This is a genomic window from Streptomyces sp. NPDC017936, assembly GCF_044328485.1.
Classification (GTDB): domain Bacteria; phylum Actinomycetota; class Actinomycetes; order Streptomycetales; family Streptomycetaceae; genus Streptomyces.
Window position 1 is genome coordinate 166,334 of record NZ_JBIRHK010000008.1, and the last position, 12,099, is coordinate 178,432.

Here is a 12,099-nt window from a genome sequence, read left to right on the forward strand (position 1 = left end):
CCGGCGTGGCGGCGCCGGGCCCCCCCCCCCCCCGCGCGGCTGGGGGGCCCCCCCCCCCCCGGCCCCCCCCCCCCCCCGCCGCCGACGTGCGCCGTGCGCGATCGGGGCGTCGACCCACGGTGGCCCGACGGCCCGGTACGGCTACCATCGGCCAGCATCGGCGGGCGCTTGCCCGACCCCCCAGGCCAGGGAGCGAAACGTGCTGATCACCCACGACACCCGGTGTGCGCTCGATGCCGTGGTGGATCTGGTGAACACCGCCCCGGAGGACGACACCGCGCCGGACGGACTGGCGGATGTCGCAGCTCTCGCGGATTTCGTAGGAAGGCACGAAATCAGCGACGTCGGTGTGCTCTCCGAGTTCGATCTGTCCGCGGTGCGCAAGGTCCGCAAGCGCTTCGCGGGGATCTTCGCGGCGCCGGACGCCCGCACCGCCGCCGGACTGATCAACGAGCTGGTGGCCGCCGCCGGCACCACCCCGCGGCTCACCGATCACGACGGTTACGACTGGCACGTGCACTACTTCGCGCCCGGCGCCTCCATCGCCGACCACCTGGCCGCCGACTGCGGGATGGCGCTGGCCTTCTTCGTGGTGGCCGGGGAGCAGGAGCGGCTGCGGCGCTGCGAGGCCCCGGACTGCAGGCGCGCCTTCGTCGACCTCTCCCGCAACCGCTCCCGGCGGTACTGCGACAGCCGCACCTGCGGCAACCGCCTCCACGTGGCCGCGTACCGGGCGCGCCGCAAGGAGGCCACGGGCTGAGCCGGTGCCGGGGCGGATCACCCTTCGCCGTCCTTCCCCTCCCGGCCGGGCCCCGGAGCCCGCGCCCCGGTCGTGAGGCGGTCGATGCCGACGCGGTCCCGGCGGGTGGCGCCGGGTACCGCGGGTACGGGTCACAGCAGCAGCAGGTCGTGCAGCGCGGCCATGAGCAACAGACACCCGATCACCGCAAGGAAGATCATCAGCGGTGGCTGGGATAGGGCGAAGAGGCATCCGCGCGGCTCGTCCTGAGGCGGCGCGGCCTCGCTCTGTGTCGTGTCCAGCATCTCGCGGGCGATGATGACGCAGCCGGGACGCGCGACGCGATCACGACGCTCGGTTTGAGCGGGTGTACGCCGATTCCGCGAGGTCGGTTTCCAGCCGTGATCATTTGCGCGCGCCTGCGGCTCGACTGTGTCGTTTCAGCCGCTCGGCGACCGCTCTGTCCAGGGCGTTCTCATATGCCGTGCTTCTTGAGGATGGCCTCGATGTCGCTGAAGTCGTCCGAGGCGCTCGCCCGGGGTGCGGCGGCGGGCCGCGAGGCCGGGCGGGAGCCCTGGCCCAGGGAGGGCACCGAGGCGGCCGGGGCCGTGACACCGGCCTGTGCGGACCGCGCCGCCGCCTTCCGCTCCTTGCGGGTGCCGCCGCGGCGGCGCTCCACGGCCCGGGTGGTCGCGAAGAGGACCCAGGCCCCGCCGAGCACGCCGAAGCCCGCCCAGGCCATCGGGCTGAAGGCGGTGTCGGCGACCCACTCCACGATCCCGGTCATCACGAGGCCGAGCGGGACGAGCGCGTAGGCGGCGATGCGGGCGGCCGTCAGGAAACGCCTGCGGTAGGCCGTGACCGCGGCGACGCCCAGGCCGGCCGCGGCGACGGCGGAACACACGGTCTCGGCAATCATCCGGTCCTCCAGGCGCGGCGCACTCGGGCAGGGGCACGACTCCGCGCCACCGGCACGGCAGCGCTTCGTCCCCTCCATCGTGCACCTCCTCGGCGCTTGCGTGCCATGCTCCGAGCGGACATCAGGGACATCTCCGGGTCGGCTCCTCCGCAGGTGCCGTGCGCTCGCCCGCGGACGGTGAAGGCGGTCCGGATTGGGCCGGCCGGGCGGGGGCTGGGAGACTGGCGGCATGAGCGACTCCTCCCCCGCGTCCGTCCCCTCCCGTCCCGCCGTCGTCCTCGACGTCTGGTGCGAGTTGCAGTGCCCCGACTGCCGAAGCGCCCTCGACGACCTCCGCGCCCTGCGCGAGCGCTACGGCGACCGGCTGGAGCTGCGGCTGCGGCACTTCCCGCTGGAGAAGCACCGGCACGCCTTCGCCGCCGCGCAGGCCGCCGAGGAGGCCGCGGAGCAGGGCAAGGGCTGGCCGTACGTCGAGGCGGTGCTGGACCGGGTCGGGGAACTGGACCGCGGGGGCGAGCCCTTCCTGGTCGAGATCGCCGCCGAACTCGGTCTGGACGCCGAGGAGTTCGACACCGCGCTGATCGACGGCCGGCACATCCTGATCGTGGACGCCGACCAGGCCGAGGGCAAGGCGATCGGCGTCACCGGCACCCCGACCTATGTGATCGGCGGCGAGCGCCTCGACGGCGGCAAGAGCCAGGAGGGGCTGCGCGAGCGCGTCGAGGAGATCGCCGACCGACTGCTGGCCGAGCAGGGCTGAGGCCGGCTCAGAGCAGGTCCTTGTAGAGGGAGTAGCTCACCGGGACGTATCCCAGCGACTCGTAGAGCCGCTCGGCGGGGACGTTGTCCGCGAAGACGTTGAGGCCGATCACGCGCCTGCCGGCGGCGATCGCCTGGGCCTCGGCCAGGAGCATCAGGGAGCGGCCGTGCCCACGGCCGCGGAAGGCCTCGTCGGTCTCGACGTCGTACACGTAGGCCCGGTCCTCGCCGAGGCCGAGCCAGAGCGCGCCCACCCGGGTGCCCTCGTGCTCCAGGACGCTGATCAGCATGTCCTCCGTCTCGCGGCCGTGCGGCAGGAGGCGCTCGGTGTCGCGCTCCGCCTTGGCGCGGGCCTCGGCCACGGGGACGCCCCGGCTGGTCCAGTTCTCGGCGTACCCCTCCGCGCCGTGCCGCCGCCACGGCCCGTACTCCTCCTCGGTCAGGGGCCTGCCGCGGGTGCCGGGCGGCAGTCCGGGGGCCACGGTTCCGAGGGGTTTCTCCATGCCGCGGTTGCGGTGGAGGTAGCCGAGCGCCGTGGCGAGGCGCAGCGCGGCCCCGGCCTCGGCGGGCACCCGGATCTCGATGGTCCGGCAGCCCCACCCGCGGGCCACCTCCTCGGCGGCGAGCGCGGCCACCGCGCCCCGGCCGCGTCCGCGGTCCGCCTCCTCGATGCGCAGATCGTCGACGCGGGCGACGGCGGGACCGAAGTCGGGGTGGGTCGACAGGTGTATCGCGCCCACGGGGCGGCTGTTCACGCACACCTGGTAGCGGCGGGACAGCGCCCCGTCGGCGGCACGCTGAAGCGGCTCGATCGGCCGCAGGGTCGTGGTCATCACGGGTGTTCTACCCGCTCCCACGCTTCCGGTCAGCCGAATATGTCCGGCGCCGACGGGCGTCCGCGGCCGCGACGGCAGGTGTCCGCGGCCGCGGCGAACCCTCACGGGTCGAGGTCGTCGCCCGCCCGCTCGTCGAAGATCCGCATCGCCTTGGCGGTCACCGGCCCCGCGGCGCCCGGCAGTTCGCGGTCGTCGACCCGGTGCACGGCCTGGACGTCCCGCAGGGTGGAGGTGAGGAAGACCTCCTCGGCCCGCTCCAGCACGTCCAGGGGGAGATCGGTCTCCTTGGCCCCGGTCCACTCGACCGCCAGCGCCCGCGTGATGCCGGCGAGGCAGCCGGAGGCGAGCGGCGGGGTGTGGATCCGGCCGTCGAGGACGACGAAGACGTTCGATCCCGTGCCCTCGCAGAGCTGTCCGACCGTGTTGCCGAACAGCGCCTCGGAGGCTCCGTGTTCGTGGGCGCGGGCCAGGGCGACCACGTTCTCGGCGTACGAGGTGGTCTTCAGACCGGTGAGCGCGCCGCGCTCGTTGCGGGTCCAGGGGACCGTGATCACGGCGGTGGAGTCGGGGCGGCGGCCGGTCTCGCCGAGGGCCACGACGAGGGTCGGGCCGTGCTCGCCCCGGTCGGAGCCGAGCGGGCCCTGGCCGCCGGTGTAGGTGATCCGCAGCCGGCCGAGCGGCATCGGGTTGGCCTCGAGGACGGCGGCGCAGGCGCGGCGGACCTCGTCGAGGTCGGGGTCGGGCAGGCCGAGACCGCGCGCCGAACGGGTCAGCCGGTCGAGGTGGCGGGTGAGCGCGAACGGCCTGCCGTCCACCGCCTTCACGGTCTCGAAGATGCCGTCGCCCACGGTCAGCCCGTGGTCGAGGACGGAGACGCGGGCGGAGTCTATGTCCTGCAGCCCGCCGTCGAGCCAAAGCTTCACTGGTCACTACCTCGCAAGTCCGTACCGGGGGTGTCGCCTCGGCCGGGGGTCCGGAGGGCGTCTCCCGCACCGGCACCGCACGTCAGGGCGCTGCCCTCCATCTCGTACGCCCCCGACGCTACCGCGAGCAGCCGGGCCGCCTTCAGCTCGGTCTCCCGCCACTCCGCCTCGGGGTCCGATCCCCAGGTGATGCCGGCGCCGGTGCCGAAGCGCAGGACGCCCTCCGCGCGGTCGATCCAGAAGGTGCGGATGCCGACGGCCAGCTCGCCCGTGCCCCGGTCGGCGTCGACCCAGCCGATGCCGCCGCAGTACGGGCCCCGGGGAGCGGTCTCCAGGGCGTCGATGATCCTGAGGGCGCTGGACTTGGGGGCGCCGGTCACCGAGCCGGGCGGGAAGGCGGCGTCGAGCAGCTCCGGCCAGCCGGCGCCCTCGCGCAGCTCGCCGCGGACCGTCGACACGAGGTGGACGAGACCCGGATGCTTCTCCACCGCGCACAGGTCGGGGACGGTGACGCTGCCGGTGGCGCAGACCCGCCCGATGTCGTTGCGGACCAAGTCCACGATCATCACGTTCTCGGCGTAGTCCTTCTCCAGCAGGTCCGCCTCCGTCCGCCCCGTGCCCTTGATCGGCCCGGACTCGACGCTCCGCCCGTCGCGGCGCAGGAACAGCTCGGGCGAGGCGGTCGCGATCTCGACGCCGTGCCGGGGCAGGCGGATCGTGCCGGCGTACGGGGCCGGATTGCCGCGGGCGAGCAGCGAGGTCAGCGCGTCCACGTCGGCGTCGGCCGGCACCGGCGCGGACAGGACGCGGCAGAGGTTCGCCTGGTAGACCTCGCCCGCCGCGATGTGCTCGCGTATGCGCCGCACCCCGGCCGTGTACGCGGCGCGGTCGAGGGACGACGTCCAGTCACCGGTCGCGGGCCCGTGCCACTCCCCCGGCCCGGGCGCGGGCACCGGCTCGACGCGTACGTCCGCGAACCGGGCGCAGACCGGACGGCCCTCGAAGCCGGCGCAGACGGCCCAGAAACCGGTGGAGTCCAGGGCCGCGGGGTCGTCCGTGACGTCGAGGAGGCCGGTGGCGACGCGGTCGCCGAAGCGGGCGAGAGGAGGGAGGTCGAGCACGGTGTCGAGTCTAGGGCGGGTGTCCGGGGGGTGGCCCGGGGACGTCCTGGTGGGGGCCTGAGCAGGTCGTCGCCGGGACGCAGCGCAGCACGCTGCACAAACGCGTTTTTGTGCTGGCCCAGGAATCCGCTAGAGTTCAACACGTCGCCGGGACGCGCAAGCCGACCGAAACGACAGGCGGACGTAGCTCAGTTGGTAGAGCGCAACCTTGCCAAGGTTGAGGTCGCGAGTTCGAGCCTCGTCGTCCGCTCGAAGGACGTAGGGATCTTCCCGGTCCCCTACACTCCTGGTGGAGTGGCCGAGAGGCGAGGCAACGGCCTGCAAAGCCGTCTACACGGGTTCAAATCCCGTCTCCACCTCCAAGGACGATTAGCTCAGCGGGAGAGCGCTTCCCTGACACGGAAGAGGTCACTGGTTCAATCCCAGTATCGTCCACTGGATCTTCGGATCCTCCCGCGCGATTAGCTCAGCGGGAGAGCGCTTCCCTGACACGGAAGAGGTCACTGGTTCAATCCCAGTATCGCGCACGCAGCACCCGCGGCCCGAGGGCCGTGGTCCCGAGGACGATTAGCTCAGCGGGAGAGCGCTTCCCTGACACGGAAGAGGTCACTGGTTCAATCCCAGTATCGTCCACACACCGAAGCCCCCGGCCGCCTGCGCGGCCGGGGGCTTCTCCGTGGTCGGGCCCGGCGGGCCCGGCCGGGGTCAGCTGGAGAAGAGCATGTGGCCGAAGCTCTTGTGGCGCTGGTGACCGTAGTGCCCGCCGTGGCCGCCGTGCGGGGCGCCCCAGGCGGGAGCCTGCGGAGCCGCCGGATACGCCTGCGGGGCGGGCGGGGGCGGGGCCGGCTGGGACCACTGGGACTCCAGGCGGGTCAGCGCCTCGAGCTCGCCGTAGTCGAGGAAGATCCCCCGGCAGTTGCTGCACTGCTCGATCTGGACGCCGTTGCGGTTGTAGGTGTGCATCGGGGCGTGACACTTCGGACACTGCATGGTGCGGCTCAACTCCTCGCCTGTCGGTCCTGCTTCGCCTGTCGCCGGGACAGACTCTGTCCGGCTGCGGTCGGTTGCACCCTACTTCGCGGGGCTCGGCGTCAACTGCGGAGGTGTGCGCGCCATTCGGGCGCAGGCGTCGACCAGGCACCGCTCGACCTCGTCCAGGGGGCGGTCCTGCGCGAGCGCCTTGGTCAGGGCGCGGGCCGCGGTCTGGACGGTGAGGGCGCGGGCGGAAACGTCGAGGGCGGGCCAGGGGTCGCCGTCGGCGGGGACCGCCGGGCCGTGCGCGGCGCGGTAGGCGGCCAGGAAGCGGCTCCATTCCCCGGGCGGGAGGAGGCCGCAGGCGTACCAGGCGGCCGGGCGGGCCAGGTCCCAGGCCGGGACGCCGGTGCCGAGGTCGTCCACGTCGATCAGGCGCCAGGGGCCGTCGGGAGCGGGGTGACGGACGAGCTGGCCGAGATGGAGGTCGCCGTGGCAGAGGGTGGTGGCGTCCGGCATCGGCGCCTCGGCACGGGCCCAGGCGGGGAGGTCGCTCCAGGCCCGCAGGACGGGGGCGGCGGCGGGGTGGGGGCCGGCCTCACGCAGCCGGGTCACGGCACGGGCGGCCTTGGCCGGGCCGCGCATCGCCGGCAGCGGGGTGGGGGCGGGGGTCCGGTGGAGGCGGGCGAGGAGCGTGCCCGCGGCTTCCCAGGGGGCGGCGTCCGGGTCGTCGGGGTCCACCGGGGCGCCGTACGGCCAGAAGGTGACGGCACGGCCGTGGAGGGTGGCCGGTGACGGGGTGAGCGGGGGGAGGAGGAGGCCGGGGAGCCGGGCGGCGGTGGCCAGGCGGGGGGCGAGGTCGCCGGCGGTGGTGCCCGGGGCGTGGGCCTTGGCGACCGTGCCGGCGTGGCGTACGACGGTGGCGTCGGGGCGGTCGGCGAGGGTGGCCGCACCGCAGGGGCAGGGCGAGGGCGTACGGGCGTGCGCCTCGGCTGCGGCTCTCCCGGTGAGCTCGGCGAGCAGGGGGTGGGCGGTCACGGGGCTCCCTCGACGTCGGGTCTGCTTCCGCAGGGTACGCAGGGGCTCCGGGCGGAGTCGTGGTGGAGGCGGCAGGGCCACGGGGTGGAGCAGGCGGGGGGAAAGGTAATGCCGGCGCAGCTCCCCAGCTGCGCCGGCATTGTTGCCGTCCGCCGCACCCCCGTCCCCACGGGGTTTCATGGGTGGATGTCCCCGCCCGGACCGCTCTCCCGGGCCTGGGGTCGCCGCTCAGCGCCCCAGCATCACGCCCACGGACGACGCCTGTGTGGCCACTGTCTCCCAGCCGTCGAAGACGACGAGGAGCAGGACCGCCAGGGGGAGGGCCATGAGCGTCGCCACCAGGGGGTGGCGGCGGCCCTGACGGCGGGCGCGGAACGCGGTGCGTCCCTGCGTGCGGATCAGTGTCCGCGGTGCCGTGTGGGCCATGGTCCCTCTCCTGACCGTTCTCCGTCGTGGTCGGCAGCGGCGGGCGTCTGACCTCGGGGGACGAGTGCTGCACCCGCCGCTTGACCTCAAATCTAGGCGCGCGGCGGACGCCGCACGTCATGCCCTCGTACCGATTGGCGGGCCTCCCGGAGGATGAGCCGTGACCTGGGGAGTACTCCCCTGGGTGGAGACGGCGATCCGCGTCTCGGGGTCTTCCCGGAGGGGCCGCCCGGTACCGGGCCGCTTTTCCGGGTTGTCCCCGCGGGGGGCCGCCGCGCGAGCGGGGTGAGCACCCTGTTCCCGGTGGGGCGGGTCGTACCGGCGACCGCGTGCGGGGAGCCCCCTTCGCGTGACTTCACTCACGTCCGTCCCCCCTGGGCGTGCCGCCGTCGCCGCCCGGTGGCCCGCCCCGCCGACCACCGCCCCTCGGGCCCGAGTCGTGTCGCCGGCGTCGCCGGCCGTCCGCGTCCGGTCACCCTTCCCTCGACCAACGCGCCTGTCCCACCTGGGGGTTGAAGTGACGTGAGCGTCAAACCCCTTCCTGCCGCAGCCTCTCTGATCGCCTTTCACGTGTCCCGCCCGGCACGGACAATCGATCGGGCCGAGAGGGCGCGGCCTCTGCGCGCGAACGGCCGTGGAAACGTAAGCTGTGCCACGTCACACGGACCGGGCAGCGGGGATGAACATGGCGATGATGCGCCTGAGGCGCGAGGACCCGCGCGTCGTCGGCTCGTTCAAACTTCACCGACGGCTCGGCGCGGGCGGTATGGGCGTCGTCTATCTGGGTTCCGACAGGAAGGGGCAGCGGGTCGCGCTGAAGGTGATCCGGCCCGACCTGGCGGAGGACCAGGAGTTCCGGTCGCGCTTCGCGCGCGAGGTCTCGGCGGCGCGCCGGATCAGGGGCGGGTGCACCGCCCGGCTGGTCGCCGCGGACCTGGACGCCGACCGGCCCTGGTTCGCCACCCAGTACGTGCCCGGTCCCTCCCTGCACGACAAGGTCGCCGACGACGGACCCCTCGGGGCCGCGGAGCTCGCGGCGATCGGGGCGGCGCTGTCGGAGGGGCTCGTCGCGGTCCACGAGGCCGGGGTCGTGCACCGGGACCTCAAGCCGTCGAACATCCTGCTCTCGCCCAAAGGACCGCGGATCATCGACTTCGGTATCGCGTGGGCGACGGGGGCCTCGACGCTGACGCACGTCGGCACGGCGGTCGGCTCCCCCGGTTTCCTGGCGCCCGAACAGGTGCGCGGCGCGGCGGTCACGCCGGCCACCGACGTCTTCTCGCTCGGCGCGACGCTCGCGTACGCCTCGACGGCCGACTCGCCCTTCGGACACGGCAGTTCCGAGGTGATGCTGTACCGGGTGGTGCACGAGGAGCCCCAGCTGCACGGCGTACCGGACGCCCTGGCCCCGTTGATCCGGGCCTGTCTGGCCAAGAATCCCGAGGAGCGGCCCAGCACGCTCGACCTCTCGCTGCGGCTGAAGGAGATCGCGGCCCGTGAGGCCCAGGGGCTGACCGACGCCCGGCCGCCCGGACCGCGGGCCGCCGAGGCGGACCGGCCGACCGGACGGCTGGTCGATTCCAGCTATCCGCAGCGCACGCTGCGCCAGCCGGGCACGCCGGTGCCGCGGGGCGGGGCGCCCTCCTCCCGCGGGGCGGTGCCTCCCCGGGGTGCGACGCCGTCGCGCGGCGGGAGCGGGTCGCGCCCCGGCGGTGTGCCCTCCTCGTCGCGGTCCGGGGCCCGGCCCACTCCCGCCGGGCGGAACACGCCCGCCGCCCGCAACACCCGTTCCGGCAGCGGCAGCCGGCCGGCGCCCCGCAGCGGGGGCGGCCGTAGGGCGCCGAGGCCCACGGGGACCGGGCGGCGGCCCGCCAACCCCCGGCTGCTGAGGCAGCGGCTGTTCGTCTTCGTCGTCGTGACGCTGCTCGTGGCGCTCGGCATCGCCCTCGTCCAGGCCTGCCAGGGGCCGGCCCGGGGGCTCGGCGGCGAGGACCCCGGCGTGCGGCACCAGCAGCGGGCCCAGCCCCGGGTGCCGTCCCAGGTGCCGGTGCGGCCGGAGGACCGCGCGGACCCGGACCGGTAGCACCCCCGGTGGCCTACGACCGCGGGCGGCCCGTCGCCACGGCGTAGAAGGCGACCGCGGCCGCCGCTCCCACGTTGAGGGAGTCGACGCCGTGGGACATCGGGATGCGGACCCGCTCGTCGGCCGCGGCCAGGGCCCGGGCGGTCAGGCCGTCGCCCTCCGCGCCGAGCATCAGGGCCACCCGGTCCATCCGGTGCGGGGCGGCCTCGTCCAGGCTGCGGGCCGTCTCGTCCGGGGTGAGGGCCAGGAGCGTGAAGCCGGCCTCACGGACCGGTTCCAGGTCCTTGGGCCAGGTGTCCAGGCGGGCGTACGGCACGGAGAAGACCGCGCCCATGGAGACCTTCACACTGCGGCGGTAGAGGGGGTCGGCGCAGTCCGGGGAGAGCAGGACGGCGTCCATGCCGAGGGCCGCGGCGGAACGGAAGATCGCGCCGATGTTGGTGTGGTCGTTCACCGACTCCATGATCACCACCCGGCGGGCCGTGCGCAGCAGCCCGGCCGCCGTCGGCAGCGGTTTGCGCTGCATGGAGGCGAGGGCGCCGCGGTGGACGTGGTACCCCGTGACGCGTTCGGCGAGCTCCGGGCTGACGGCGTACACCGGGGCCGGGAGCTCGTCGATGACGTCCCGCATGGCGTCGACCCACTTGGCGGAGAGCAGCATGGAGCGCATCTCGTAGCCGGCCTCCCTGGCCCGTCTGATGACCTTCTCGCCCTCGGCGATGAACAGGCCCTCGGCGGGCTCGCGCCTGCGGCGCAGCTCCACGTCGGTCAGGCCGGTGTAGTCGCGCAGGCGCGGGTCGGCGGGGTCCTCGACGGTGATGAGATCGGCCACTGGGTGGTACTGCCTTGTCATGGGTGGGGGGCCAACGGCTCTCTGCGGGTCCTGCTGCCCCGGGTCACGCCGGCGTCGGCGGGCCCACGGTGACGACCTCGCCGATGACGACGACGGCCGGGGGCTTCACGTCCTCGGCGCGGACCGTCTCCGCGACGGTCGCCAGGGTGGCGTCGACACGGCGCTGGGCGGCCGTCGTGCCCTCCTGGACGAGGGCGACGGGGGTGTCGGCCGGCTTGCCGTGGGCCACCAGGGTCTGCGCGATCCTCCCGATCTTGTCGACGCCCATCAGGACCACCAGCGTGCCGGTGAGCTTCGCCAGGGACGGCCAGTCGACCAGGGAACGCTCGTCGTCGGGCGCCACGTGCCCGCTGACCACGGTGAACTCGTGGGCGACCCCGCGGTGGGTGACCGGGATGCCGGCCGCGCCGGGGACCGAGATCGAGCTGGAGATGCCCGGGACGACCGTGCAGGGGATGCCCGCCTCGGCGAGCGCCTGGAGTTCCTCCATGCCGCGGCCGAAGACGTACGGGTCGCCGCCCTTGAGGCGCACCACGGACTTGCCCTGCTTGGCGTGCTCGATCAGCGCGTTGTTGATCGCCTCCTGGGCCATGTAGCGGCCGTAGGGGATCTTCGCCGCGTCGATGACCTCGACGTGCGGCGGCAGTTCGGCGAGGAGGTCCCGGGGGCCCAGGCGGTCGGCGATGACGACGTCCGCCTCGGCGAGCAGGCGGCGGCCGCGGACCGTGATCAGGTCCGGGTCGCCGGGACCGCCGCCGACCAGGGCGACGCCCGGGGTGCGGGTGCGGTGGTGCGGCGCCACCAGGGTGCCGTCGCGCAGGCCTTCGACGACCGCGTCGCGGATGGCGGCGGTGTGGCGGGGGTCGCGGCCCCTGGCGTCGGTGGTGAGGACGGCGACCGTGACGCCCTCGCTGGTGCCGGTGGCCGGGGTCCAGGCGGTCGCCCGGTCGGCGTCGTCGGAGCGGACGCACCAGACGCGGTGACGCTCCGCTTCGGCCGAGGCGCGGGTGTTGGCCTCCTGGTCGCTGGTGGCGATCAGGGCGTACCAGGCGTCCGCGAGGTCGCCTTCGGCGTAGGGGCGCCGGTGCCAGGTGATCTCGCCCGCGTCCGCCATGGCTTCGACGGAGGGGGTCGCCTCGGGGGAGACGAGGTGGAGGTCGGCGCCCGCCGCTATCAGTGCGGGCAGGCGGCGCTGTGCGACCTGGCCGCCGCCGAGGACGACGACCCTGCGGCCGGCGAGGCGGAGGCCTACGGGGTAGGCGGGGTGTTCGGCCATGAGGGTGCGGCTCCCTGGGTGCGCGCGGTGCGGTTGTCCCGACGTGCGGATTTTAAAGGGCGGGTCGGATCGGCGGTTTCTCTGTCCGGTGGCTGGGCGTCGGGTGCCGGGTACGGGGCCGCGGGCGGTCGTGGCCGCCCGTCGCGCCCGGGGC

General features: G+C 74.4%; 13 protein-coding genes and 5 tRNA genes. 8 read left to right on the plus strand and 10 right to left on the minus strand.

Translation table 11 applies throughout. The annotated features are described in order from the left end of the window. The first annotated feature begins 199 nt into the window (after window positions 1–199). Entirely contained in the window at window positions 200–760 is a 561-nt protein-coding gene (locus ACH4F6_RS18560; RefSeq protein WP_397961275.1) for a CGNR zinc finger domain-containing protein, read from the plus strand. 131 nt (window positions 761–891) lie between these two features. Here the strand turns inward: ACH4F6_RS18560 and ACH4F6_RS18565 are convergent, their stop codons facing one another. Both ACH4F6_RS18565 and ACH4F6_RS18570 read right to left on the minus strand, forming a co-directional pair. Continuing rightward, window positions 892–1,044, minus strand: coding sequence for a hypothetical protein (locus ACH4F6_RS18565; protein WP_004002639.1), 153 nt, complete (start codon window positions 1,042–1,044; stop codon window positions 892–894). A 170-nt stretch (window positions 1,045–1,214) separates the two neighbouring features. Continuing rightward, window positions 1,215–1,658: a hypothetical protein gene (locus tag ACH4F6_RS18570; protein WP_397961276.1), complete on the minus strand. Its 444-nt coding sequence runs from the start codon at window positions 1,656–1,658 to the stop codon at window positions 1,215–1,217. 229 nt (window positions 1,659–1,887) lie between these two features. On the opposite strand from ACH4F6_RS18570, the gene ACH4F6_RS18575 reads away from it, so the two are divergent. Beyond that, window positions 1,888–2,418: a DsbA family protein gene (locus ACH4F6_RS18575; RefSeq protein ID WP_397961277.1), complete on the plus strand. Its 531-nt coding sequence runs from the start codon at window positions 1,888–1,890 to the stop codon at window positions 2,416–2,418. Between the two features lie 7 nt (window positions 2,419–2,425). Here ACH4F6_RS18575 and ACH4F6_RS18580 read toward each other — a convergent pair whose 3' ends face one another. From ACH4F6_RS18580 to ACH4F6_RS18590, 3 genes are all read right to left on the minus strand, one after another. Further along, window positions 2,426–3,250 (minus strand): GNAT family N-acetyltransferase, encoded by an 825-nt coding sequence (locus ACH4F6_RS18580; RefSeq protein WP_397961278.1) that lies wholly within the window; start codon window positions 3,248–3,250, stop codon window positions 2,426–2,428. A gap of 104 nt (window positions 3,251–3,354) precedes the next feature. Next, a complete protein-coding gene (locus tag ACH4F6_RS18585; RefSeq protein ID WP_397961280.1) occupies window positions 3,355–4,176 on the minus strand; it encodes an aminotransferase class IV in 822 nt (273 codons plus the stop codon). After that, window positions 4,173–5,297 (minus strand): chorismate-binding protein, encoded by a 1,125-nt coding sequence (locus tag ACH4F6_RS18590; RefSeq protein ID WP_397961281.1) that lies wholly within the window; start codon window positions 5,295–5,297, stop codon window positions 4,173–4,175. The genes ACH4F6_RS18585 and ACH4F6_RS18590 overlap by 4 nt, the downstream gene beginning before the upstream one ends. Before the next feature lie 177 nt (window positions 5,298–5,474). Here ACH4F6_RS18590 and ACH4F6_RS18595 point away from each other — a divergent pair. From ACH4F6_RS18595 to ACH4F6_RS18615, 5 genes are all read left to right on the plus strand, one after another. Beyond that, window positions 5,475–5,547, plus strand: a tRNA-Gly gene (locus ACH4F6_RS18595). Between the two features lie 38 nt (window positions 5,548–5,585). After that, window positions 5,586–5,659 (plus strand) — tRNA-Cys (locus ACH4F6_RS18600). 1 nt (window position 5,660) lies between these two features. Next, window positions 5,661–5,732 (plus strand) — tRNA-Val (locus ACH4F6_RS18605). Window positions 5,733–5,752: 20 nt separating this feature from the next. After that, window positions 5,753–5,824, plus strand: a tRNA-Val gene (locus ACH4F6_RS18610). Between the two features lie 34 nt (window positions 5,825–5,858). Continuing rightward, window positions 5,859–5,930 (plus strand) — tRNA-Val (locus tag ACH4F6_RS18615). Between the two features lie 72 nt (window positions 5,931–6,002). On the opposite strand, the gene ACH4F6_RS18620 is transcribed toward ACH4F6_RS18615, so the two are convergent. The 3 genes from ACH4F6_RS18620 to ACH4F6_RS18630 all read right to left on the minus strand — a co-directional run bounded on the left by ACH4F6_RS18620 (window position 6,003) and on the right by ACH4F6_RS18630 (window position 7,733). Next, window positions 6,003–6,287, minus strand: coding sequence for a zf-TFIIB domain-containing protein (locus tag ACH4F6_RS18620; RefSeq protein WP_397961282.1), 285 nt, complete (start codon window positions 6,285–6,287; stop codon window positions 6,003–6,005). Window positions 6,288–6,368: 81 nt separating this feature from the next. Then, window positions 6,369–7,307: a phosphotransferase enzyme family protein gene (locus ACH4F6_RS18625; RefSeq protein WP_397961283.1), complete on the minus strand. Its 939-nt coding sequence runs from the start codon at window positions 7,305–7,307 to the stop codon at window positions 6,369–6,371. A 228-nt stretch (window positions 7,308–7,535) separates the two neighbouring features. Beyond that, entirely contained in the window at window positions 7,536–7,733 is a 198-nt protein-coding gene (locus ACH4F6_RS18630; protein ID WP_397961284.1) for a hypothetical protein, read from the minus strand. 679 nt (window positions 7,734–8,412) lie between these two features. Between ACH4F6_RS18630 and ACH4F6_RS18635 the strand changes: the two genes are divergently transcribed. Continuing rightward, window positions 8,413–9,816: a protein kinase gene (locus tag ACH4F6_RS18635; RefSeq protein ID WP_397961526.1), complete on the plus strand. Its 1,404-nt coding sequence runs from the start codon at window positions 8,413–8,415 to the stop codon at window positions 9,814–9,816. A 13-nt stretch (window positions 9,817–9,829) separates the two neighbouring features. Here ACH4F6_RS18635 and ACH4F6_RS18640 read toward each other — a convergent pair whose 3' ends face one another. Both ACH4F6_RS18640 and cobA read right to left on the minus strand, forming a co-directional pair. Then, window positions 9,830–10,648 carry a TrmH family RNA methyltransferase gene (locus tag ACH4F6_RS18640; RefSeq protein WP_397961285.1) on the minus strand — a complete coding sequence of 273 codons (819 nt, stop codon included), beginning with the start codon at window positions 10,646–10,648 and terminating at the stop codon, window positions 9,830–9,832. Window positions 10,649–10,712: 64 nt separating this feature from the next. Then, window positions 10,713–11,945, minus strand: a complete 1,233-nt coding sequence (cobA, locus tag ACH4F6_RS18645; RefSeq protein ID WP_397961286.1) for a uroporphyrinogen-III C-methyltransferase — start codon at window positions 11,943–11,945, stop codon at window positions 10,713–10,715. Between the last annotated feature and the right edge of the window lie 154 nt (window positions 11,946–12,099).

Excerpts from the sequence above, each read along its gene's own strand:
- ACH4F6_RS18565 (WP_004002639.1), bottom strand. The coding sequence starts at position 1,044 with ATGCTGGACACGACACAGAGCGAGGCCGCGCCGCCTCAGGACGAGCCG.
- ACH4F6_RS18570 (WP_397961276.1), bottom strand. The coding sequence starts at position 1,658 with ATGATTGCCGAGACCGTGTGTTCCGCCGTCGCCGCGGCCGGCCTGGGC.
- ACH4F6_RS18575 (WP_397961277.1), top strand. The coding sequence starts at position 1,888 with ATGAGCGACTCCTCCCCCGCGTCCGTCCCCTCCCGTCCCGCCGTCGTC.
- ACH4F6_RS18580 (WP_397961278.1), bottom strand. The coding sequence starts at position 3,250 with ATGACCACGACCCTGCGGCCGATCGAGCCGCTTCAGCGTGCCGCCGAC.
- ACH4F6_RS18620 (WP_397961282.1), bottom strand. The coding sequence starts at position 6,287 with ATGCAGTGTCCGAAGTGTCACGCCCCGATGCACACCTACAACCGCAAC.
- ACH4F6_RS18630 (WP_397961284.1), bottom strand. The coding sequence starts at position 7,733 with ATGGCCCACACGGCACCGCGGACACTGATCCGCACGCAGGGACGCACC.
- ACH4F6_RS18635 (WP_397961526.1), top strand. The coding sequence starts at position 8,413 with ATGAACATGGCGATGATGCGCCTGAGGCGCGAGGACCCGCGCGTCGTC.
- cobA (WP_397961286.1), bottom strand. The coding sequence starts at position 11,945 with ATGGCCGAACACCCCGCCTACCCCGTAGGCCTCCGCCTCGCCGGCCGC.